This window comes from Hominimerdicola aceti, from assembly GCF_025567495.1.
Taxonomy (GTDB): domain Bacteria; phylum Bacillota; class Clostridia; order Oscillospirales; family Ruminococcaceae; genus Hominimerdicola; species Hominimerdicola aceti.
Map to the genome: position 1 here is coordinate 14,439 of NZ_JAOQJZ010000016.1, position 24,734 is coordinate 39,172.

19 protein-coding genes are annotated in these 24,734 nt (G+C 42.0%); 11 read left to right on the plus strand and 8 right to left on the minus strand.

Annotation, left to right across the window (positions count from 1 at the left end):
* Positions 1–11: 11 nt before the first annotated feature.
* The 5 genes from OCV57_RS12760 to OCV57_RS12780 all read right to left on the minus strand — a co-directional run bounded on the left by OCV57_RS12760 (position 12) and on the right by OCV57_RS12780 (position 8,249).
* Positions 12–1,838: a protein kinase domain-containing protein gene (locus OCV57_RS12760; protein ID WP_081856057.1), complete on the minus strand. Its 1,827-nt coding sequence runs from the start codon at positions 1,836–1,838 to the stop codon at positions 12–14.
* Between the two features lie 127 nt (positions 1,839–1,965).
* On the minus strand, positions 1,966–2,748 hold the full coding sequence (locus tag OCV57_RS12765) for a zinc ribbon domain-containing protein (protein WP_267301862.1): 783 nt from the start codon (positions 2,746–2,748) through the stop codon (positions 1,966–1,968).
* Positions 2,749–2,877: 129 nt separating this feature from the next.
* Positions 2,878–5,115: a DNA gyrase subunit A gene (locus tag OCV57_RS12770; RefSeq protein ID WP_118157986.1), complete on the minus strand. Its 2,238-nt coding sequence runs from the start codon at positions 5,113–5,115 to the stop codon at positions 2,878–2,880.
* Between the two features lie 5 nt (positions 5,116–5,120).
* Complete coding sequence (locus tag OCV57_RS12775; protein ID WP_022287506.1) at positions 5,121–6,245, minus strand: DUF6688 domain-containing protein; 1,125 nt, start codon at positions 6,243–6,245, stop codon at positions 5,121–5,123.
* 21 nt (positions 6,246–6,266) lie between these two features.
* Positions 6,267–8,249 (minus strand): DNA gyrase/topoisomerase IV subunit B, encoded by a 1,983-nt coding sequence (locus OCV57_RS12780; protein WP_022287505.1) that lies wholly within the window; start codon positions 8,247–8,249, stop codon positions 6,267–6,269.
* 210 nt (positions 8,250–8,459) lie between these two features.
* On the opposite strand from OCV57_RS12780, the gene OCV57_RS12785 reads away from it, so the two are divergent.
* From OCV57_RS12785 to OCV57_RS12835, 11 genes are all read left to right on the plus strand, one after another.
* Positions 8,460–9,224: a hypothetical protein gene (locus OCV57_RS12785; protein ID WP_267301866.1), complete on the plus strand. Its 765-nt coding sequence runs from the start codon at positions 8,460–8,462 to the stop codon at positions 9,222–9,224.
* A 217-nt stretch (positions 9,225–9,441) separates the two neighbouring features.
* Entirely contained in the window at positions 9,442–9,924 is a 483-nt protein-coding gene (locus OCV57_RS12790; protein ID WP_267301867.1) for a hypothetical protein, read from the plus strand.
* Between the two features lie 10 nt (positions 9,925–9,934).
* Positions 9,935–10,402, plus strand: a complete 468-nt coding sequence (locus tag OCV57_RS12795; RefSeq protein ID WP_041337332.1) for a hypothetical protein — start codon at positions 9,935–9,937, stop codon at positions 10,400–10,402.
* Complete coding sequence (locus OCV57_RS12800; protein ID WP_022287501.1) at positions 10,402–10,608, plus strand: helix-turn-helix transcriptional regulator; 207 nt, start codon at positions 10,402–10,404, stop codon at positions 10,606–10,608. Before OCV57_RS12795 ends, OCV57_RS12800 begins: the two co-directional genes overlap by 1 nt.
* Positions 10,609–11,000: 392 nt before the next feature.
* The gene (rplM, locus tag OCV57_RS12805) at positions 11,001–11,429 is read left to right on the plus strand and encodes a 50S ribosomal protein L13 (RefSeq protein ID WP_022287500.1); all 429 of its coding nucleotides are present in this window, start codon (positions 11,001–11,003) and stop codon (positions 11,427–11,429) included.
* Positions 11,430–11,445: 16 nt separating this feature from the next.
* On the plus strand, positions 11,446–11,847 hold the full coding sequence (gene rpsI / locus OCV57_RS12810) for a 30S ribosomal protein S9 (RefSeq protein WP_267301868.1): 402 nt from the start codon (positions 11,446–11,448) through the stop codon (positions 11,845–11,847).
* 193 nt (positions 11,848–12,040) lie between these two features.
* On the plus strand, positions 12,041–13,147 hold the full coding sequence (locus OCV57_RS12815; RefSeq protein WP_041337329.1) for an ATP-binding protein: 1,107 nt from the start codon (positions 12,041–12,043) through the stop codon (positions 13,145–13,147).
* Positions 13,108–15,504 (plus strand): DUF5682 family protein, encoded by a 2,397-nt coding sequence (locus OCV57_RS12820; protein WP_267301871.1) that lies wholly within the window; start codon positions 13,108–13,110, stop codon positions 15,502–15,504. The genes OCV57_RS12815 and OCV57_RS12820 overlap by 40 nt, the downstream gene beginning before the upstream one ends.
* Positions 15,501–16,643, plus strand: a complete 1,143-nt coding sequence (locus OCV57_RS12825; RefSeq protein ID WP_267301872.1) for a VWA domain-containing protein — start codon at positions 15,501–15,503, stop codon at positions 16,641–16,643. Before OCV57_RS12820 ends, OCV57_RS12825 begins: the two co-directional genes overlap by 4 nt.
* A gap of 11 nt (positions 16,644–16,654) precedes the next feature.
* Positions 16,655–18,385: a hypothetical protein gene (locus tag OCV57_RS12830; protein ID WP_267301873.1), complete on the plus strand. Its 1,731-nt coding sequence runs from the start codon at positions 16,655–16,657 to the stop codon at positions 18,383–18,385.
* Positions 18,382–21,735, plus strand: a complete 3,354-nt coding sequence (locus OCV57_RS12835; protein WP_267301875.1) for a DUF4132 domain-containing protein — start codon at positions 18,382–18,384, stop codon at positions 21,733–21,735. The genes OCV57_RS12830 and OCV57_RS12835 overlap by 4 nt, the downstream gene beginning before the upstream one ends.
* A gap of 45 nt (positions 21,736–21,780) precedes the next feature.
* Here the strand turns inward: OCV57_RS12835 and OCV57_RS12840 are convergent, their stop codons facing one another.
* From OCV57_RS12840 to OCV57_RS12850, 3 genes are all read right to left on the minus strand, one after another.
* On the minus strand, positions 21,781–23,148 hold the full coding sequence (locus tag OCV57_RS12840) for an MATE family efflux transporter (protein ID WP_041337324.1): 1,368 nt from the start codon (positions 23,146–23,148) through the stop codon (positions 21,781–21,783).
* 201 nt (positions 23,149–23,349) lie between these two features.
* Positions 23,350–24,444, minus strand: coding sequence for a redox-regulated ATPase YchF (gene ychF, locus OCV57_RS12845; protein WP_041337323.1), 1,095 nt, complete (start codon positions 24,442–24,444; stop codon positions 23,350–23,352).
* A gap of 18 nt (positions 24,445–24,462) precedes the next feature.
* A complete protein-coding gene (locus OCV57_RS12850) occupies positions 24,463–24,720 on the minus strand; it encodes a hypothetical protein (protein ID WP_022288215.1) in 258 nt (85 codons plus the stop codon).
* Positions 24,721–24,734 lie beyond the last annotated feature (14 nt).

The window sequence follows — 24,734 nt, forward strand, 5'->3', positions numbered from 1 at the left end:
AAACGTTTTCGTTATTCAGCAGGCACAACAGCCGGAGCTGGTGTTGTTTCAGAAGAGCTGCCTGTGTTCGTATCAGGCTTAGGCTCTGTTGCCTTTGTTGTAGTGGTCGTAGTAGTCACAAGACCTGCGGAAACTGTAACTGTAAGCACATCACCATTTTTAACATTCACAGTGTTTCCAACATTAACGCTCGTCGCCATAACATATCCTGCAGAAACAGAGCTTGAGAAATCGGTAACGACCTTATACTTGATATTATAAGAATCAAGTAGCTCAAGGTAAGCCTTCTTTGACAGACCAGAGAAATCAGGAACAGAAACATTTTCAGGACCTGCACATACTTTAAGAACAAGCTCATTTTTCAAAGACGGATCAAAATCAGTACCCTCTGGTATGCTCTGCTCTTTAACAACGTCCTTATCGTCAACATCAGAATAATAATATTCAGCCTTGATAGTAAAATCCTCACCAAGTTGTTTTACAACAGTATTGTATTCCAGACCCACAACGTTAGGCATTATAGCGCCATAGCCATATTCTGACTGACTTTCAGCATCAGTCACCTTAGGCGTAGCAACTGTGGTGCTGTAAACGAATACCTCGCTGTCAACTCCATCTGCATCATCAGAAGAAATGACCTTATCCTCAGACGAATCATTATTGCTGTCCGACGGACCTGAAAACAACTCATATAGCAGAAAAACTGAAAGCAAAAGCACTATCACAAGCACCGTCCAGCCTATTATCGTAGCCGTTTTATTCTTAGGCTTTTCTTCCTCACGAGTCTGCTGTGGCATTTGCCTTGACTGCGTTCTTTGTCTTGGAACATGCTGTATAGGGATAGTCTGAGTTGAACCCTTAGGGTGTTCCATATGCGTTGTATGCTGCTCAAAAAGTGCAGTAACAAGCTCTGAAACTGTCTGTATTCTTTCTTCGCCACGAACTCTCATAGCTCTTGAAAGAACTCGTGAGATATGCTGTGGTATTCTCGGATTGACTCTGCAAGCTTCGACCATAGTATCATTCTTTGTTCGGGTATAAGCATCAAGGGGCATACAGCCTGTTAGTATTCTATAAAGAACTGCAGCAAGTGCATAAACGTCAGTCCATGTGCCCTGCCATTCTAACGAAGAATATTGCTCAGGGGCGGTATATCCTGAATAGAACTCAGGAGAAAGCCCTGTATTAGATGTTCTTATAGAACTTATGCAAAAGCCTGTAAGTTTAAGCTCACAATCAGTTGTAACAATAATATTTTCAGGAGATATTCCCCTGTGTATGATACCTGCATTATGTATAATGCTCAATGTTGTAAACAATGGCACAAAAAGCTTTTTGACCTGTTCCCATGTGAGAAAGCCTGTATTTGACTGTAAAAATTTCTTTAGCGTCACGCCCTCCACATATTCGAGTATGACATAGGTCGTATTATTCTCGCAAAACATATCCTTTGCCGTGGCGATATGCTGAAGATTTCTCATGCGTGAAAGAACTTTGTTCACGTCTGCAAACTCAGACATAAATGTCTTATACTTAGCCAGACAATCTGGATTCACCACAAGTCGCTGACTTTCGCTATCTCTTTCGCAAAGAGTGTCAGGCATATACTCTCTTGCCACACACTTGCATTTGCCAACCATATCGTAGCAAATGTAAGACGCACCCTCACCATTATATGAAAGCATTTTTCCGACTATATATCTGTTGTCAAGCACTGTTCTCGGTGCAAGATAAGCCTGTAAATGCGGGATATCGTCGGTATAGCTACAATAATGACAGCGACCGTCAGAACCAAGTTCGTTCATACAGCCCATACATAATTTAGTACTAGGATCCATACCGAACCTCCTTTTTACGTTATTCATCAATTTATATTAGCAACAAACCGAGCATAAGTCAAGTTTTTTTGTGCAATTGTAGAATTTACGCAACAATTTGTATTTCTTTTGTAACATTATGACCCTTTTACAGATATTCAGGATAAATAAGCGTAGAAGAATAATACAGATACTTATTATCCGTATCGAACGTTACATTAAGCACCACAGGCTGATCATCACCTGCGTCATTCTCATACCAATAGCGGTATATATAATTTTTAGTGTCTTTTGACCATACGATGCCGTAATATTCAAGGTCTATGGCATCTGACAAGCCACTCCACTTTGCTCCTTGTTCAAACTTATCAAGGTTGATAGCTTTACTCTTTTTTTCACCGTTTGCATTGTTTTTAAGCACCTTGAAATTTGAATATTTTACAGTTTGTATACGTTCTTCATCATCAACAGTAACAAGTGCCGCCCATTCAGGATAATTTATGCCATCAACATTAACACTGTCATCAGACTCAATGATATAATCAAAATTCAGTGCATTGTTCACTCCCTGAAAAACCGATTCGTCCTTAAAGTGCATATCAAGCTTTTTCTGAGCCTTTGCAACATCTACGCCGATATATTCAGAAATGCTCTCAGCGGTGTTTTCACCCTTTCCGCTTATAATATTCACAACGATAAGGACGACAAGCACCACAAGGAGCACTACCGCCACTGTTATAAGAATAAGCTTGAGCTTGCCTTCAGACAATTTATGTTTTTTCTCGCCCACTATTTCCACATTTAGCGGTTTATTCTGCTTTTTGAAACGCTTCATGATAGATGTATTTTTGTCTGGTCTTAATCTTGTGTCACAGTTAGGACAGAAAATGTCATCATCGTCAATTGACTTGTGGCATTTAGGACACTCCATAAAAACAACTCCCTTTTGCAACATCCGTGCATTTGCACACTTTTTCAAAACAAGTATACCATAATCTCTGTAAAAAGTCAACAAACGAAAAACAGCGGACAGAAGTCTATCCGCTGTAAAAAACATATATCAGAAGTGCATCTGATCTGGGTCTTCGATATCCTTTGCAAAACAGCCTGCAACAGGTATCGTTTTGCTGCGATATTTTGAAAGGCCTGCTGCTGTCTCATCGTCAACGATAAATGCCTTATCAACAACTGCATTCTTCGCTTTAAGTGTCATGACCTGAACGCCTATAGTATCTCTCGTGGACTTAGGCATAAGAAGCGCTGTATCAAATATCATTGCTCTGCCGTTAGTTGTGCGAAGCATTATCTCAGCGTTATCCTGCACAAAGAACATTCCCACAAGCTTAGCCTTTGCAGAATAAGCGTTGGCAAGCTTCTTTCTGTTGGTCTTTGTTTCATAGGCATTGAGCGGCACTTTTGCCACCTTTCCGTTTTCAAAACAGAATATCATATAGCCCGAATAATCTACAGTATTCACCATGGACACAACGCCCTCACCGTCATCAAAACCAAGCTTTGCAGGAATATAGTCGCCAAGAGAGCTTGCCTTTGTGTCGGCAAACTGCGATACCTTGGTCTTATACACAGCCGCCTTGTCCGAGAAGAACAGAAGCTCCGTTTTGTTGGTGCTTTCCATTTCCTGAAGCGGGCCGTCGCCCTCTTTATACTTCTGCTCGCTTGCCATTCTCAGTGATTGCGGAGTACATTTCTTGAAATAACCGCTTTGAGATAGGAAAAGCTTGCAGGCGTAGTCAGGGATATCGTCCTCTATGTCTATCTCCTCGATATCAGTCTTATAATAGAACTGAGTTTTTCTTGGCTGACCATACTTCTTTGAAACTTCCTTTAATTCGGAAATGATGATATTCTTTATTTTTCTGTCGCTTCCAAGAATATCTTCAAGCTCTGCAATAGCTTTTTCAAGGTCCTCAGTTTCGGCAGTTCTTTTGAGGATATACTCACGGTTAAGGTGTCTGAGCTTTATTTCAGCCACATAATCAGCCTGGATCTCATCAATGCCGAATCCAACCATAAGGTTAGGAACGACTTCTGTTTCTTCTTCCGTTTCTCTGATTATCTTTATAGCCTTGTCTATATCAAGTAGTATCTTTCCAAGACCTTTCAGAAGGTGGAGCTTGTCTTTCTTCTTTGCAAGGTCAAAGCTTGTTCTGCGTCGAACGCAATCCATTCTGAACGCTACCCATTCTTTAATTATATCATAAACGCCCATTATTCTTGGATAGCCGTGAACAAGTATATAGAAATTACATGAATATGAATCCTGTAGCGGCGTCAGCTTATAAAGCTTTTGCATAAGCTTGTCAGGGTCTACGCCCTTTTTGATATCTATACCTATTTTCAGACCGTTAATGTCCGTTTCATCACGGATATATGATACCTCTCTTATCTTGCCTGCCTTAACGAGAGCAATTATCTTCTCGATTATTGCTTCAACTGTGGTAGTGGCAGGTATCTCAACGATCTCAAGACACCTTGACTCCTTGTCATACTGATATTTTGCTCTCAGCTTAACAGAGCCTTTTCCTGTGCGGTATATCTTATCAAGCTCCTCCTCATCATATAGAAGTGAAGCACCGCCCGGAAAGTCAGGTCCTTTCAGCGTTTCAAGAGCGTTGAAATCAGGATTTTTCATAAGTCCGATAGTTGTCTCGCAAACCTCGCTGAGATTGAACGGACAAACTGATGAAGCCATAGAAACGCCTATACCAACATTTGCATTAACAAGTATTGACGGATAAGTAGCAGGAAGCAAGGTCGGCTCTGTGGTGGTGTTATCATAGTTAGGAACAAAATCAACAGTGTCCTTGTCTATATCTCCGAAAAGCTCCTGACAGATAGGCATGAGCTTTGCCTCAGTGTATCGAGAGGCAGCATAAGCCATATCTCTTGAATATGCCTTACCGAAGTTACCCTTGCTCATTACATATGGGTGCAAAAGCGCTTCATTGCCCTGTGAAAGTCTTACCATGGTTTCATATATAGCACCGTCGCCGTGAGGATTGAGCCTCATGGTCGCACCAACGATATTGGCAGACTTTGTGAGCTTTCCGTTTAAAAGTCCCATTTTATACATGGTATAAAGCAGTTTTCTGTGTGAGGGCTTAAAACCGTCTATCTCAGGGAACGCTCTTGATACCAAAACGCTCATGGCATATGGCATATAGTTCTTTTCAAGAGACATTGTTATCTTTTCGTCTGCAACAAGTCCTGCACCCTCGATATATGCGTTGTTATTTGGTTTAGCAGTCTTTTTAGGCTCTGCCTTTTTTCTTGCCATAAAATCTATCCTTTCATAAAGTTCGTAAGGTCGGTGCACTTTTTGCCTGTATACTGCATAGCGATCCTGCTTTCGGGATCGGCGTCAAACATATACAGCACCGCAATAAAAATAAATTCAAGTGGTTTCATAAGGATATAGACCACATCAGCACGCAATTTCGTCGATATATGCTGTGAAATGGGATATCCGTGTTTATCGTAAAAGCTTCTCACACATTTGTGAAAACGTGGAAGCTTATCCTGTATAAGCTCTTCAAATGCGTTTGCAACACAAAGCTGTCTGTTCACAACTATCTTATCCCCACGCCGCAGACCCATTCGCTGAGGTTTGACGAGCTTAGCGTGTCCCCCTGCCGCAACTGTGCAAAGATAATGCCCTTGTGAGTAATCAGGCGGCGGAGGTATCTGCTGAGAAAACGTCCAATCGGCTGTTTCCGTGAAAGCCTTTACTATGCTGTCAGGGCGCTGTCCAAATAAAACAAGTATCAAAAGCATCACCGCAAGGAGCGGTATCATTGCCACAAAGCTGATAAGATACCAACCAAGGCTTTTTGTGAGAAGCTTATTAAGCCAGCCCATAAAGCCGCTTTTCTCCGCCGAATTGCTGAGATATCCCGTCTGCGCCTTTATTTCACGGCGAATGAGCCTTACGGACATAAGCATATAATTCATTGGAAAAACCAACATCATCACCGTGAAAAAGTTATCCATATTCTTCAAAAGCTGTATCACCAGCAGTATATCAAGCACATTGCCCATATACACCCCTGCAATGAGCATAGCCGCAAACAACGGCGGTTTTCTCTTTGTTATAACACTCAACAGTACAATGCACACCATAGCTATAAAAAACAGGAAGAAAAAACTAAACCTATACTCCCCTGCTATGGGTGTATGAAATTCCCCATGAACAGTTAGAGGAACATCATATTCAACGCCAAGACCTAACCCGTCAAGGTCAAAAACAGACAGCAGCGAACCGATTACCACCGTCAGCACATCAAACAGCGGTCTGTCCAATTCTTTAGGTGCATTCTCAAAAAGCCTTATAACATTTATTACTGTGAAAAACAATGGAAGTCCAACACATATCACAAGCGCAGACGACCATATAAAAATTGCGTCCATAATGCTCTCCCCTCAAACAGCTTATGAAATATCTGCCATATCCAGATAATCAACACCATTATTGGTGATGAAATCTTTTCTTCCCTGCAAATCGTCACCCAATAGCATATCGAACATCCACTGTGTCTGCTCGATATCGTCAGGCTCTATCTTTATAAGACGTCTTGTGGCAGGGTCCATTGTCGTAAGGCTCATCATCTCCGCCTCGTTCTCGCCAAGACCTTTTGAACGCTGGATATCAAACTTTTTATTGCCTATCATTTTGAGTATCTTTGTCTTTTCGTTCTCGTCATATGCAAAGTAAGTCTTGTCGGAAGTCGTTATCTCAAAGAGCGGTGACTCCGCAATATAAACATATCCTTTTTCAATAAGGGTCGGCACGAGCCTGTAAAGCATTGTGAGTATAAGCGTTCTGATATGGAAGCCGTCAACATCGGCATCAGTACAGATAACTATTTTGTTCCAGCGTAGGTTGTCAAGATTGAACATAGATATCTCCTTGTTCTTGCCCGTCTTGACCTCAACGCCGCAGCCTATGACTTTTATAAGATCTGTGATTATCTCGTTCTTGAAAATCTTATCATAGTCAGCTTTCAAACAGTTGAGTATCTTTCCTCTCACAGGGATAACAGCCTGAAACTCTGCATTTCTTGCCATTTTTACAGAACCGAGCGCCGAGTCGCCCTCCACGATATAAAGCTCACGCTGAGAAAGGTCTTTTGAACGGCAGTCAACGAATTTCTGCACCTGATTTGAAAGGTCGATAGAGCCTGCAAGCTTTTTCTTCAGGTCTATTCTTGACTTCTCAGCCTTTTCACGGCTTCTCTTGTTTACAAGAACCTGCTCTGCTATCTTCACCGCTTCGTCAGGATTCTCAATAAAGTATATCTCGAGATTGTGCTTCAAGAACTCTGTCATGCACTCCTTGATAAACTTGTTTGTGATAGCTTTCTTTGTCTGATTGGCATATGAAGTCTGTGTAGAAAACGAACTTGAAACAAGCACCAAGCAATCCTCGATATCCTGAAAAGTAATAGGCTTTTCGTTTTTCAGATACTTATTGTTGCTTTTGAGATAAGCATTTATCTGAGATGTGAAAGCACTCTTTACAGCGTCCTCAGGCGAACCACCATGTTCCAGAAAGCTTGAATTGTGATAATATTCAAGACATTTTACCTGATTAGAGAAAGTGAACGCCACAGAAAGCTTTACCTTGTAATCGTCCTTGTCCTCACGGTCACGACCCTTGCGGTCGCCTGTGAAAAACTGCACCGAGGTCAGAGGCTTTTCACCTGCTATCTCTGCAACATAATCGGCAATACCATTCTCATAATAGAACGTCTTTTCTTCAAAAGAATTGTTCTCACGCTGTATACGCAGGATAAATGTGATATTAGGGTTTACTACAGCCTGCTTTTTCAGAACGTCCTCAAAATATTCGTTCTCAATTTTTATATCAGTGAAAACTTCAAGGTCAGGTCGCCAATGTGTCTTTGTACCTGTCTTTTTCTGCTTTGTTTCTTCCTTTTTAAGACCGCCAACGTTTCTTCCCTTTTCAAAGTGCAGGTCATACTTATATCCGTCACGGAAAACCTCGACGTCCATAAACTCAGATGAATACTGCGTCGCACAAGCACCTAGTCCGTTAAGACCCAAAGAATATTCATAGTTATCTCCGCCGTTATTATTATACTTGCCACCTGCATAAAGCTCGCAGTAAACAAGCTCCCAGTTATATTTTTTCTCACGCTGGTTATAGTCAACAGGACAACCACGTCCGAAGTCTTCCACCTCGATAGAATCGTCATTATACTTTGTAACGATTATCTTATCGCCATGACCGTCACGAGCCTCGTCTATAGAGTTTGAAAGAATTTCAAAAACAGAATGTTTACAGCCCTCAAGTCCGTCAGAGCCGAATATTACCGCAGGACGCTTTCTTACTCTGTCCTCCCCCTTAAGGGATACTATATCTTCATTTGTATATTCCTTTTTATTTGCCATTTCTCATTTCCTTTCTTACGGATCTGAAGAATTTTTTACATACAAATTATATTATAACACAAAGTCAATGATTTTGTAAATACATTAATTAAACATTTTTCAGAACAATGCCGAACGTTTGTTTTGTTACTAATAAACAAAAACATAGGCTATTGATTATTTGAAAAAAATATTATATAATATAGGTAGCTTAAAAAATCGGAGGAAAAAATGGATATTACGATAAATGTACCGCAGACCGAAAGCAACTCAAACTCTGCCAAAGCAATGGCTCTTAATAATGGGCTGATATGGTTCATATGCTTTGTTCCGCTTATCGGCTTGTTTCTTGAAAACTATGCAAACTCTGCCACCGCAGGAGCGTTCCTGTGGATACTTGTTCCGCTGTTCATGATAGGCTGTTCCATTGCAGATTGCAAACAGCTTATAAAGCATGGCATTGATGCGGCACACCTTTTCAAATGGGTATGGCTAACGCCTTTTTATGTTTATAAGCGTGAAAAGCTTTGCGGCAGAGAGCGTTATAAAGCAATAATGTGTGGATTTTTCATTATCGCTGCACTGTTCATGAATGGTTTTACGCAGAGCATAAAAATAGACAACAACTATATGCTCGTATCCGCACAGAACAGTTATGTGCAAAGCCTTGACAACTTTTCGGGAAATTCATCAAAGGTAATCGGTGAGTGCATAGCTTCTTATCTAGGCGAGGACGCAAAGTGGGATTGCACAAAGAACGGTCACAACTACACAGTAACAGTAAAAGGCAAACATGGCTCTGATAACTACACTATTTCCTTTTTAATAGTATATGACGGCTTCACCTACAGAAAATTCACCATTACAGACGTGATAAAAAATAAAGTTTCACTACGTGACGATGAATTTAGTGCTGTATGCAAAGAAATATTCACAGAAGATAAAAGCGACACCGACAGTAGCAACGAAGAAATTTCAAATTCACAAACAGAATAATTTCATGAGCGGACTTTGTTCCGCTCTTTTTGTTGTCAGTGTACATAAATGTGTACAAACTGATCCCGCACGATTAGTGTATATGCACAAAGATGATAAATTTGTCACTTTTCTATTGACTTTGCAAGGTGAAAGTGATATTATTGTCACATAAGGTGATAAATAAATCACCTTGTATATGCAGCTGTTTAAATCACAAATGAAAGAAGATGTAGAAATGAATGACAAAACGGAGATAAAAACAGACAAAATATCATACAAAAAGTATTACAGACATATGGGTATTTTGGGCACGCTGGGTGGAGCGATGTGGATATTCTATTGGGTTATGGAAAAGGTGCTGCCTGCGATAAAGAAAGGGCACACACTTACCAATGTGATAAACCTTATCGTATCTTTGGGAACGCTTGCGCTGATCGCCATATGCATAACAAAGATGATATCCACGGTCGGCAAAAGAGATACAAATGACGAGCTTACTCAGCAGACAACAGCAAAGGTCAATCAGACTTTTATAACGTTCCTGTTCACGATCGCCTGCCTGTTTATTTCAGTTATGACTTTGTTTTCCGATATTTTAGGAAGATTTAAGGTCACACTAAACGAATATGTTATAACGGGCTTGATATGGTTCTGCTATGCGGTGTACAATTTTATAGGTCTATATTTTGAAAGTAAGTTCGATGATGATGAGAACTAGAGGGATAAAAATGAAAGCGAAAAAAGAAAAGAAAAAGATAACTCTGAGAGAATATCACAAAAAGCGTATGGTAACAGGAATTGCAATACTTGTCACAGAGATATTTGAAAACACTGCGGAGCATTACAAGCTTGATAATACAACATGGGCGACGGTGATATTCGTTGTGTTGGCTGCTATGACGGCTTTATTTGCAGTAATATGGCTGTATGCAAGCTGTCAGAAAGTTGACAAAGAGGACGAAATGGCAAAAGAAAATATGCTCAAGGCACATCAAAGTATCACAAAAATGTTTTTGATAATATTAGCAGTGGCGATCTTTATATCAATGTTCTGGGAAGGAAGTATAACCATAAAGATAAACAGCGACAGACTATATCAAGTATGGTTTATATTCTGGTTCAGTTATATGACCCTTGAAAGCGGATTTTTCCTCCACCATGAGGGCAAGCTCAGCACCGATGAGGAGGACGAGTAATGCCGGAGCTAAAAACAAAACTCAAGGAATACCGTGCCAAGCTTGACATGAAGCAGGGTGACCTTGCCGAAAAAGTGGGCGTCAGGCGTGAAACTATCATACGTCTTGAAAAAGGACAATACAATCCGTCTCTAAAGCTTGCAATGGATATTGCAAAGGTATTTGGTGTATCTGTAGAGGATATTTTTTCATTTGAAGATGAATAAAGCTGAAAATACAGTAAAGCAGACGGTTTGCATAATTTTGGTGCAGAAGAAAAGCATATACTGAAAATGCAAATACAGACATATAAGCACATATTCTAACGCAGACAGATAAATATTGAATATACATTGCTTATGCTATGATTATCTTTAGTTTACGCCATATTACTGTGTATATTAGTGTAAAATGCAAAAGTGAAATGAATTGTGAGAAATCGAGAGAAACAGAGCAAAACGAAGAGATTTAAAGAGAATGAGGGATATAAATTAAAAATTCGACGTTTTGACTATTGACAATCATGAAAAGCTGTTGTATAATAGACAACGTTGTGAGTTCACAGGGCGAAAATGCGGCTGTGAACAGACTTTTTAAAATTCTGAATGGAGGAAATAATATGTCAACTTATATGCCAAAAGCAGGCGACATTACTCGCACATGGTATATTCTCGACGCTGAAGGTCAGTCACTCGGTAGAGTTGCTGCTAAGGCTGCTCACATTCTTCGTGGCAAGCACAAGCCAACTTACGCACCACACGCTGACTGCGGCGACCATGTAATCATCATCAACACAGATAAGGCTGTTCTCACAGGCAAAAAGCTTGATCAGAAGTCTTACAAGTGGCACACAGGCTGGATCGGCGGTCTTAAGGAGATCAAGTATTCAGATATGATGGCTAATCAGTCAGACAGAGCTATGACAATTGCTGTTGAGGGTATGCTCCCTAACAACACACTTGGCAGAGCTGCTGCAAAGAGACTCAGAGTATACAAGGGTGCTGAGCATAATAATGCTGCTCAGAAGCCTGTTAAATACGAACTGTAAGGAAGGAGCAATTTAGATGTACGAATCAAAGCAGCCATATTTCTATGGCACAGGTAGAAGAAAACATTCTGTTGCCCGTGTTCGTGTTTACGAGGGTACAGGTAAGATCACAATCAACGGCAGAGACATTGACGATTACTTCGGTCTTGAGACACTCAAGCTCATCGTTCGTCAGCCATTTGCTGTAACAGATACAATGGATAAGTACGATATCGTTTGCACAGTAACAGGCGGTGGAGTAACAGGTCAGGCTGGTGCAATCAGACACGGTCTTTCAAGAGCTCTTCTTCAGACTAGCGATGAGTTCAGACCTCTCCTCAAGAAGGAAGGCTTCCTCACTCGTGACCCAAGAATGAAGGAAAGAAAGAAGTACGGTCTCAAAGCCGCAAGACGTGCTCCACAGTTCTCAAAGAGATAATTTCATTCTCATTTATCAAACCGTTTCGCAGAAATGCGAAGCGGTTTTTTTATACCCTATCCTAACTGTCAAAATGCACAACCAAAACATCTGTTCGTTGTCAATTTAGCTGAATATCCCCCTGCTTATTGTAAATAACAACAAAATATGATATAATTATTACTGATAAATTAACTTTTAGGAGATAACTGCTATGACGAATGAATACATAAAACCGCCCGTTGAGATACGCTACAAAAATGAACTTGATGCCTTGAAAAGTGTTGATATTGGCAAAAAGCCTGAAAATTGGGTGCTGTCGCCAAAGGCAGTGCGAACATTTATATTAGGCGGAATCATCAAAACTGCCGATGGCAAAATGCAGATAAAGCGCAAATTCTATGGCAATGACGCACTTGTTGAGCGCTGTATAATCACCCTCGCCGGAAACCGTGGACTTATGCTGGTGGGTGAGCCAGGCACTGCTAAAACTATGCTCTCTGAGCTTCTCTCTGCTGCCTGCTGCGGCATAAGCACGAACACAGTTCAGGGTACGGCTGGAACTACCGAGGATATGATAAAATATAGCTGGAACTATGCCATGCTTCTTTCAAAAGGTCCGTGCCGTGAAGCCCTTGTGTCTGCTCCCCTGCTCATAGGCATGGAACAAGGCATTTTCGCACGATTTGAGGAAATAACTCGTACCCCTGCAGAAATCCAAGATAGCCTTATTTCTGTAATGAGCGACCAGATACTCAATATCCCTGAGCTTGAAAACGAAGGACTTGTTTTCGCCAAGCAAGGATTTAATATAATCGGTACTGCAAACACCCGTGATAAGGGCGTAAATGAAATGTCAGGTGCTTTGAAAAGACGTTTCAATTTTGAGACTGTCGAGCCTGTTCGTGACGTAAGGCTCGAAAAAGAGATCATTATCCGTGAAGCACAAGACCTTGCAAAAACAGGTCATATCGACCAGCCTATAGACACTGACGCTGCTGAACTTCTTGCTGTCACATATCATGAGCTTCGTGAGGGCGTTACCTCAGAGGGAACAAAGCTTGAAAAACCAAACGCCGTTATGAGTACAGCCGAAGCTGTGTCCGTTTTCTATCAAACTATGAGCAGTGCATATTATTATGGTGACGGAAAAACTGATCTCAAAGAGCTTACGCAGAATCTTTTAGGAGCAGTTTGTAAGGAAAACAAAGACGATCTTGAAAAGCTCAAAAGCTATTTCAGGATCGCTGTTAAGGAAAAAAGTGCAAGTGAGGGAGGCATATGGACAGAATATCTGGATACAGCCAAGTATCTGAAATAATACCTTTTGACTATTCTCAGCCATTTCTGCTTTTTCCTGTAAGACACCACAGCCCTGTCTGCTCGTGGCAGCTCATCAGAGTAATTAAAGAATATCAGCCCGATGTCATACTTATAGAGGGTCCTGAAAACGCCAATGATATGATAGGTGTGTTGACGGACGAGAGAACTAAGCTCCCTGCGGCTTTCTATTATTACTACAAGGACAGGAAAAAGCTTATCAGTGATGAAGCCGAGGACTATAAATGCTACTACCCTTTTATCTATGCTTCACCTGAGTATAACGCTCTGAAAACAGCCGCAGCCATGGGTATAGAAGCACGCTTTATAGATCTTCCCTACAGCGAGATACTTATTACCACAGCCGTAAATAAAGGTCTTCGCAGTAATAAGGACAAACACAGCTACACTGATGACAGCAGACTTATATACAGCAAATTCTGCAAAAAGCTTTGCGAGAAAACAGATCTAAGGACCTTTGAAGAGTTCTGGGAGAAGTATTTTGAGATAGAGGGGCTCAGACTATCTGTACAAGATTTTGTACAGCAAATGTACACCTACTGCATTATCACACGAAATGACGAAACAGAAGATGATCTTGCAGCAGACGGCACTCTTGCAAGAGAAAACCATATGGCTCTGCGTATCAAAGAAGCACTTAAAGATAACAAAAAAGTCCTTGCTGTAACAGGCGGATTCCACAGTTTGGGACTTTATGAGCTTTTGAAAAGTGATAATATCCAAAAAGAAAAGCTTCACAAGCTCTCTCAAAAAGATGAGGGCTGTTTCCCCGTAGCTTATTCTTATGAAGCAGCAGACGCTCTCAGTGGATATGCCTCTGGTATCCAGCGTCCTTATTTTTATGATTGCGTGATGAACAAGCTAATCCACTGTGATGACCCGGCAGGTGTTTACAGCGACACAGTTCTTGACCTGCTCATAGGTACAGTGAGAGCCTGTGATAAACATGATATCCCAGTGTCAATGGCTGACGCTTCCGCAGCGCAGTCTATGATGAGTGGACTTGCCGCACTTCGTGGCTGTCATGAATGTGGACTTTACGAGCTTGAGGACGCCATAACCTCGTCATTTATCAAGGGAGAGAAAACAATATCCTCCGCCCTGCCTATCGACCTTATGCACAAACTTGCCACAGGCGACAAGACAGGTCATATAGGCGATATAAACCACGTTCCTCCGCTTATCGCTGATTTTGAAGAACAGTGTAAAAGGTTTCGACTTAAAATAAAAACAGTAACCCCTAATAAGACGGAAGTTTCACTTTTTACCACTGCAAACGGCATGGAACTAAGCGGATTTTTCCATAGAATGGTGTTTCTAGGCACAGACTTTGCCCAGCGAACAAAAGGACCTGATTTGCATAGGCGAAAAGACAGAAGCCGTGTCCGTGAAGAATGGGTATACAAAAAAGTCCCTGCCACAGACGTTGCACTCATAGACCATACTGCCGACGGCTTCACCATTGAAGAAGCCTGCCGCACCTGTGCTTCAAGAACACTTCGCCATGAAAAGCACTGTGATGTTGCGGCGCATATCCTTGTGGACTGCTTCCAAATGGGCTTAGAACTCTCTGATGATGACAAAGCTTGTGCCGAGAACATTCTTAACTCAGACGGTGACTTTTTCTCTGTAGGCAGAGGTTTAAGGCATTTTATCACTCTTATGGAACTCCAACAGCTTTATAATACCGAGTTTTCCGCCGCAGAAAATTGTGCAAAGCGGTGCATGACAAGGATAATCACAGCACTGCCTGATATGGCGTCGGTGAAAGACGACCACATTGCAGAATGTGCAGCGATAATGTACGCAATGCAGAAAGCTGTCACTGACGGCTTTAGAGAATATCGTCATGACTATGAAAACGCCCTGCTTTCCCTCTGCTGCAAATCTGATAAAGACCCATTTGTTTACGGCACAGCACTTGGCATACTTTATGCCTTTGACCCCCACCGCCGCAAGCTTGCTGAACAGGCAATGTCAAGCTATCTCAAAGGCGACAGGAATGTTCAGATACAAGGAGCGGAGTTTCTTCACGGACTTTTCAATGCCGCCCGTGATATCATCATGACGGACGATTCTTTCAGCAGAATGACAGACACGCTTATCTGCGGACTTGACTATGACGATTTTATAGAAATACTTCCCTCCATGAAGCTTGCTTTCAGTTGTTTCACCCCCTATGAAATACAGCAAACAGCCACCGCTGTCGCAAAGCTTTATGACGCTGACAGTGCTGAGCTTCTTACGGAAAAACCTATAAACGAAAGACTATATAGCTTCGGTGGGAAAGTAGATAAAGAGATAGTTAAACTTTTGTCTGAGGAGGAAAAGCCATGACAGATGAAAACAAAGCCATATCCGTCAACCGCTGGCGGCTCGTGCTGGGCGGAATGTCTGACAAAAGCCTTTCCTTTACCGGTGACAAAGCAGAGATAATAACGTTTCAGGATATGGAAAAACTACTCGATTATCTCTATAGCCGTGCGCAAGGTGACGATGTAAGGGACGAGAACAGCAGGCAAGGCGGCCAGGGTGGCAGTGTGCTAAACGCCGCAGAATGGATAACAAAAGTCAGAACGCTTTTTCCAAAGCAGACCGCCGATGTACTTGAACGTCAAGCTTTGGAAAGGTTCAACATGACCGAGCTTCTTACCGATAAAAAGGTTCTTGAAGAAATGAAGCCTGATATAGCGCTGCTTAAAACTATCATTCAGCTCAAACATCTCATGAACGGCGAGGTGTTGCAGGCGGCTGTAAAAATAGCAAAACAGGTAGCAGACGATATCAAACAAATGCTTGATATGACCATAAAGCGAAGCCTTACAGGCAGACTTGATAAAAACACATCGTCAGTTATGAAATGCTCTGCAAACCTCGATTTCAAAAAGACTATCCGCCGAAACCTGAAAAACTATGACAAAGCAAGCAACCAGCTTATACTGAAAGATATCTATTTCAGTGGACGTGTGAAAAAGCATAACAAAAAGCGCATTATCATAGCCATAGACGAAAGCGGTTCAATGCTCGGTTCAGTCATCTATAGTGCAGTAATGGCGCAGATAATTTCCGAACTGCCATTTGCAGAGGTGAAGCTCATCATATTTGATACAAGCATCGTTGACCTCTCAGACCATGCAGACGACCCTGCTCAGACAATAATGAGCGTTCAGCTTGGGGGAGGAACGGATATTGCAAAAGCCCTTACCTACTGCGAAAGCCTTATCGTTACGCCACGTGACACTTGCGTTATCGTGGTAACAGACCTCTACGAGGGTGGCAGTGAAGCACAGCTTATGAACGTCAGCAAAAATATAATCACAAGCGGCGCACATCTCTCATTCCTTACCGCCCTTGATGAAAATGCCGACCCTGCCTATGACAAGGCGACAGGTCAGAAGCTTGCAGATATGGGCTCATTCGTTGGCAGTCTTACCCCTGATAAGCTTGGGGATTACATCGGAAAAATATTTGCATAGGAGATGACATCTTGGACGTAATCGATAAACAGCTTGACATCGCAAACGAACAATCGCTTATTGAGCTTTCAAACAAGGGCATTTACAAACGAGCGTTGAAGGAATCCAAAAACATGACCCTTTCGGCTGAAAAAATCCATGAATGTTACATAGTAAAATTAGACGGTGAAACCTGCACCATAAAATCACCACTTGATGAAAGTCAATGCAGTTGTGTTTCAAGAGGAATTTGCAGGCACATTATCACAGCCATACTACTTTTGAAAGCACAGCTTCCACAGTACGACGGCGAGGATATCACTCCAGAGGTCATAACCTCTGAGCCTGAACAAGCAGAAATCGAACTCCTCGACCAACCTGAAATAAATTTGCTTTCTCAGGATACCCAGAAAAAGATAAAAGGATGTGCCGAACAGTGCATAAAAATAATGTCTGGAATATTTACCCGAGGTCTTGTAAGAGCCGAAGAGAGCGACCCCGATAATTTTGAGCTTGCCGCAGTTTCCTGCCACGCTTTGAGAATGGCTGAGGCAGAAAGACAAATGCGTGAACTTGGCAGCCGACTTAAAGACTGTGTTTCAAGGCGAGCTTCATTCAGTCCGCAGGTATTCACTCACAAAATGTTTGAATATGCTGACAGCATGAACAAGCTTATAAAAGCCGACATCACAGAAGAAATGCTCGGCACCTTCCGCAGAGAATACACCGACTATGAAGGAACGCTCCAACTCCTGCCTATAGGTACAAGAAATGTCAGTGGCGAATACACTGGCTGTATCTACTATTTTCTCAATAAAGACAGAACATCTCACCAGCGCTTTCTAACCTACAGTGATCTGCGCCCCACGTTCTATGAAAAAAAGTCAAGACGATTTGCCGAAAGCACAACTGTATGGGATCTTGACAGCTCTCTAAACAGCTATATGTGCACAGAGCTGAAGCTTGAAAACGCCAAGGTGAGCATGGGGCATTTGTCCTCATCGTCAAAGACCAATGCCATAGGCGTAGGTCCTGCACAGCTAAACTGTTTTGCCCTCCGTGAGCTTATTGTCAGCGATTTCAAAGAGCTTGCGGAAAAGATCTCCGCAAACAAAAGCGACGAGGAGACCGACCGACTTTATTTCGTTCACCCCAAAGAGTGCGTCGCTTCATATTTTGACAAGCACACTCAACAGCAAATTTTTATTATAAAAGACGGCAGTGATAGACAAATATCCGTCACCGCAAAATACACAGCAGAAAATCGTGAATTTATTTCCACGCTTGAAACCATAGGTGGAAAAATGCTAAAAGAAAAGCACAAAAACTACGTCCTGCTGGCTCAGGGGTATATCGACCACGGCAGGCTAACGCTTTTCCAAATAGAGGTCTATGATTTTATTGATCCGCCTGACAATGTTCCTGTACCCGTCGAGAATGATACAGACCAAGACTATGGAATGTGTAGCGAGCTTCTTGACGCCACCGAAGAAACCGACAAGAGGATAGTCACGGCAATGGAGTGCGGAGTGAACTCTGTTATCACAGACGAACACGTTCAAAGCATACGCCAATGCGGACTTGAAGAACTTGCAAAACGTTATGAATGCTTCACAAAGCTGTGCGAAAATGCAAGACACACCACCGCAGACAAAAGCCTTGATATCTTCACTGCCGCAGGCAACACAATGCGGTATATCAGACTTTGCACACAAAAATTAGCACTGTTCAGTGCGATAAATAATATGGAGGAGAAAAAATGATCTACAACGAAAGCACCAAAAGCTTTATAAAGCTTGAAACCGCCCTAAAGGAGCTTGGTTTTGACCAGCAGACCATAGACCTTGCCCTTGAATATCTTGACATCACAAAGCCAAGAAACAATGACCTGATGAGAAAAATTATAACAAGATACTATCCAAAACTCATGCAGTATAGTTATCGTGAAAAGCTTATCAAAGCTGTAAAAAATGAGATATCAGGTTCAGATAGTGAGGAGCTTAAAGACCGTTATATTATTTTCAGTTCAATGGCAACGGGTCCATATTTCCGATATATGACAGATGCGCTGTCTGGCAATGCCTATATATATTCTGAAAACAAAGCCATGTATATGAAGCCGCTCACTGATTTTTATGGTGAGAACGCAGAAGCAGTCTGGATATCAACTGAGATCTCAAACCGCTCAAATGATTCTATCAGCGTTTTCACTGTAAATCATCCTATCTATTCCGCAGACGATGCCATAAGAACATTCAACTTCGTTAGCCCTGACGATATTATTGCACAGCTTCTCCTTTGCGTTTACGCATTGGACGCAACCGAGCTGCCTAAAAAGAGCCTGCTCGGCAAAACAAAAATTCCTGATACAGCCGCAATTGCCATAAAAAAGCTTGCCGAAGTAGTCGAAAAAAAGCCCAAAACAACTACAGCCGTTTTCTGTCTTTTTCTTGCCGCATATGCAGAAGCGTCATATTTTGCAAAAGAATACCGTGCGTTTTTTGATAAAAACATTGTGAAATATTACGACGATCTTACCCAAGGGCTGATATATATGAAGCTTTCCACCACCAGGATATTCGACCTTATCGAAGCTCAACCACAGTGTCTTACAGATAGATACATTCTGCACTTTGTCAAATCACCTGACAAAAATGGGAATTATCCAGCACAAATGGTAAAGCTCGCAAAAGATCACCCACAGCTTTTCATAGAAACAATGAAGAACGCTCCATTTGACACAGCGATCACTATGGAAAAAATGCTCAAAGCCACCGACCCTAAATATAACGCAGAAGCAATTGGTCTTAAAGCTACCCATCAGGAACGTATCGCCAAACTTATTGCCGAACATTTCAAGCACAGTGACGAGATATACGCATATATCATGGGCAAAGCAGAAATAGACACGATACTCCCCTTTGCAGACGAAGAAGCCTGCGAGGGCAGACATAAGAAAATGTACTATATTGTTGCATATGGAGAGGACGATTTTATTATCCGCTGTATCGCCGCCCTTTCCATAGGAGCGTCTAAAGATACAAGTGACCCCCTCCAACTTATAGGCAACGATCTTTATTATAACACCGAGTTCATCGTCCGTGCAATGGTAAGATCAGGTCTACCGATAGATATAATTATAAGATCCCTTGGCTGGCAGATAGAAAGCTCTTACTGTAAAGAAGTCATCATCAATAAGATAACCGCTGTCATGCCAGAATTTAAAGACAAAGCCACCATTATCGACGTAAGCAAAATGGCTGTGACCAGCCGACTTTTGTATATAAGGCTTCTTGATATCGCAGACAGCAACAAATACAAAGACGAATTTTTTGCCCTTTGTGACGATAACAGCAAGGTAATAAAAGCAGAGCTTGTGAAAGTTATATCCGCCCACAAGGATTGGCACGATAATGTTTGCAAACTTCTTGCTCAGAAAAAATCAGCCAAGCGTGAAACTGCACTTATGATAATCGAAAATCAAGGTACTGACGCCTACCGCACAGAGCTTGAAAAAGCCTATGCCACAGAAAAATCCGACAAACTCAAATCGAAAATATCTGAACTTTTGGGCAGCGAAGCAAAGCCTGCCGAAATATCAGATGAAGACCTTGTGACTGCGCTCACCAAAGGCACAAAAAGCAAGAAAGTTCTCTGGCTTTTTGAACAGCCCTTTGCACCTATTCACTTCACCGATGATAAAATCGCAGAGGATATCTATTTGCAGGCTCTCCTGCTTACATATGCAAACGCCGACGAAGGTACCCTCCCACCCGAGGGCAAGACACTTGCCCAGAAGCTCAAATCTGACGAGCTTGAAACATTCGCCCTTGAAGTCCTGAGCCGCTGGCTTGAAAAAGGTGCAGAAGCGAAAACAAAGTGGACAATGTATTTTGCGGCCATTTACGGCGGTGATGAAGCAATAAATTGCCTGACGGATTACATAAAAGAATGGTCGAAACAGTCATTAAATATGCGTGTTGCCCTTGCGGTTAAAGCCGTCAATGCCGTAGCTCTGAATGGCAGTTCCTATGCACTTATGACTGTAGACAATATTTCAAGAAAATATAAGAGTCGTGCGGTCAGAGCTGCCGCAGTTGACGCACTTGCCAATGCCGCTAAACAGCTTGGCTTGACAACGCAGGAGCTTGCGGACAAGATAGTACCTGACATGGGCTTTGACGAGAAAATGTGCCGCACCTTTGATTTTGGGAGCAGAAAATTCTCCGTTTATCTCACTCCACAGCTTGATATAGAAATATTCGAGGGCGAGAAAAAGCTTAAAAATCTCCCTAAAATAGGCGTTAATGACGACCCTGCCCTCGCAGAAAAGGCTACTGCTGATTTCAAGGAAATGAAAAAGCAAATGAAAACTGTTGTTGACGCACAGAAACAGCGTCTTGAATATGTGCTTATGCTTGACCGTAAGTGGACAGCAGCAGCTTGGAAAGCTCTCTTTGTAAAAAATCCTCTCATGCACTGCTTTGCGATAGGTCTTATATGGGGTATTTACGAAAATGGCTGTCTTAAAACTTCGTTCCGTTATCTTGACGACGGCAGCTTTACAAACTCAGATGATGATGAGATAGAGCTGTCCGAGGTTATGCAGATAGGGCTTGTTCACCCGCTGGAGCTTACTGAACATGAAAAAGAAGCTTGGCTGGAACAGCTTGATGATTACAAGATAATACAGCCATTTGACCAGCTAAGAAGAAAGGTATACAAAGTAGCGGAAATCGATAAGAATAAGACCGCCTGCGAGATCTTCAAGAATACCGAGATAACGAACACCACTCTAGTCAACCGCATGACCAAAGCAGGCTGGTATAAGGGTCAGGCACAGGACGCAGGCTTTTTCTATGAGTTCATAAGAAATGATATCTCAGGCAAGGAGAAAGATCCCGACGGCAAGCTCATCAACATAGGCATGACCGCCGAGCTTAAATTCTCAGGAACATACATTGGCTATTACGAGATAGAGGACGTGACCGTGGAAGAGCTTTACTTCCGACTTCCCGATGCTGCATACAATGACAACATGAAACTTGGCGATGTCAATCCAAGATACTACAGCGAAGTTGTCTTACAACTTAAAAAAGCTATAAACAAGTAGGCATAACAAAAGGCAGTTCTGATTTTTTTCAGAGCTGCCTTTTACTTATTTATTTTCCACAGGAAGTCCGTGATCTCCTGCAATGTGTCTGCCTGCCCTGTTCACACAATATATGCAAACAGGAACTATGTACAAGCAAGCCGCTATCCATGCCGCCTGATCTGTGAAGCAGATTGCAAGATAACCGAATTTCGGCACAAATATCATACTTACAGAAATTCGAGCTATCATTTCCGTCACTCCTGAGAATATAGCAAGTCCAGAATATCCAAGGCCCTGCGTACACATTCTGCAAGTGTTGAGTATACCGAGCGTCCAATAGAAAAAGCCTGCGTAGAAAAGATATTTGGCTGAAGCAGTAAGCACTGCTGCGTCTGACTTATTCACAAAGATAAGCGAAAGCTCTCTGCCGAAGAATATAAGTACAATACCGGCTATTACTCCATATGTCATGCCAACGCCAACTCCAATGCGTATACCCTTTTTGATACGCTTGAGATTTCCTGCACCGAGATTTTGGCTTGCAAAAACAGATGCACCTGTTGCAAAAGCGTCATAAGGACACATTGTGAACTGCTTTATCCTTGCCCCAGCAGTGAATCCTGACACATAAATGCTTCCAAGCTTGTTGTTAGCCGACTGCATGACCATTGAGCCGATAGCCGTTATGGAATATTGAAGTCCCATAGGAAAACCCATTATTATAAGGTTCAGCACCGCAGGCTTTGACATCGCTCTGTCCTCTTTTGAAAGCTTAAGCACGTTTACCTTTTTCATAATAAATACAGCACATAGTATTCCGCTTATCGCCTGAGCAACGACCGTAGCGATAGCCGCACCCATGCAGCCCCACCTGAAGACGATAACACACACAAGGTCAAGTGCAATGTTCAAAACCGTTGATATAGCAAGAAATACAAATGGCGTTTTACTGTCGCCAACAGAACGCAATACGCTTGAAAGCAGGTTATACAAAAGTGTGAACGGTATGCCAAGAAATATCACCAGAAGATATTTATATGCGTCATCAAAAATATTCGACGGAGTTGAAAGAAGCTTCAATATCTCACTACAAAGCACCGCACAAACTGTGGTCAACACAAACGCAGTAACGGCGGTTATAACAATAGAATTGTAAAAATACTGTTTCAGCTTTTTTATGTCCCCTGCTCCGAAATGCCTTGCAATAGGCACGCCAAAGCCGCAGGCTGTTCCCATGCAGAAACCAAGCACCAAAAACTGCACACTGCTTGAAGCTCCGACACTTGCAAGAGCGTCAGAACCAAGAAATCTTCCCACGATGGCAGCGTCAATAAGATTGTATGTCTGCTGCAACAAATTTCCTAAAAGCAGAGGAAGCGCAAAGCTCATTATAAGCTTGAACGGACTGCCCGTTGTCATGTTTTTTGTCATTACTTTTCCTCCAAAAATCTAACTATTACATTTATCATCTTTAATTTTTACTATCACATTCTATCATCAATATATGAAAAAATCTATAACACAAATTAAATTTACTTTTGTGATTTTAAACAAATATAATAACAAAAAACATACATATTGCACATAAAAAAAGGCAAGCATATTTCAACCTGCCTTTGTGTAGCTTACGCTTTATACGTTAAATCTGAACAGAACGATATCGCCGTCCTGCATAACGTAATCCTTACCCTCAAGACGAACAAGACCCTTTTCCTTAGCCGCCGTCATAGAGCCACAGCTCATAAGATCGTCAAATGAAACAACTTCAGCTCTGATGAAGCCCTTTTCAAAGTCAGTGTGTATCTTTCCTGCCGCCTGTGGAGCTTTAGTGCCCTTTTTGATAGTCCAGGCTCTTACCTCAGGTTCGCCTGCTGTCAGGTATGAAATAAGACCAAGAAGCGAATAGCCCTCCTTGATTATTCTGTTAAGACCTGAAGTTTCAAGACCGAGGTCTGCAAGGAACATTTCCTTGTCCTCATCGTCCATGTCAGATATCTCAGCCTCTATCTGCGCACATATCGGGAACACAGCCGAGCCTTCGGCTTTTGCAATCTCGCAAACTTCCTTGTAATGCTCGTTGCTTTCGATATTGTTTCTGAAATCATCTTCGCAAAGGTTAGCCGCATAGATAACAGGCTTAAGTGAAAGAAGCGGTGTTTCTTTAAGTATCTCCAGCTCGTCCTCTGTCATGTCATAAGAACGTGCAGGCTTGCCGCTTTCAAGATGCTCTTTGAGCTTTTCAAGGAACTCTACAGCAGAAGCAAGAGATTTGTCGCCTTTCATTGCCTTTTTAGTTCTGTCAAGCTTTCTCTCGATAAGCTCAACGTCAGAGAAAATAAGCTCCAAATCTATAGTTTCAATATCTCTGCGAGGATTAATAGAGCCGTCAACATGAATGATGTTAGGGTCGTCAAAACATCTTACAACGTGAACGATAGCGTCCACCTCTCTTATGTTTGAAAGAAATTTGTTTCCAAGTCCCTCGCCCTTTGAAGCACCCTTTACAAGACCTGCAATGTCAACAAATTCAAGTGTTGCAGGAGTAAACTTTACAGGGTGATACATCTCAGCCAGCTTGTCAAGTCTTTCATCAGGCACCGAAACAATGCCCACATTCGGTTCGATCGTGCAAAACGGATAGTTCGCAGATTCTGCACCCGCATTTGTGAGTGCATTAAAAAGTGTTGATTTTCCTACGTTAGGAAGTCCTACCATGCCAAGTTTCATATCAATATACGCCTTTCGTTAAAATTTTACGCCATCATGGTCAAAATCATCTTCATCATCATCAAAGTTATAATCATCATAATACTCGTCAGGGTCAAAATGATCGTTACAGCCACCCTTGTCTATCTTGTTGTTACAACCGATAGTAACGCCTTTCTTGATAGGCGAAACAAACAGACCAATTATAACGCCAAGGAGAAAAAGTGCAAGACCTTTCCAAAAATAGCTTACTGTGCAGTTATTTTCAGTATCGCAGTTTTCTTCAAAAATATCCATAATAATACCTCCGT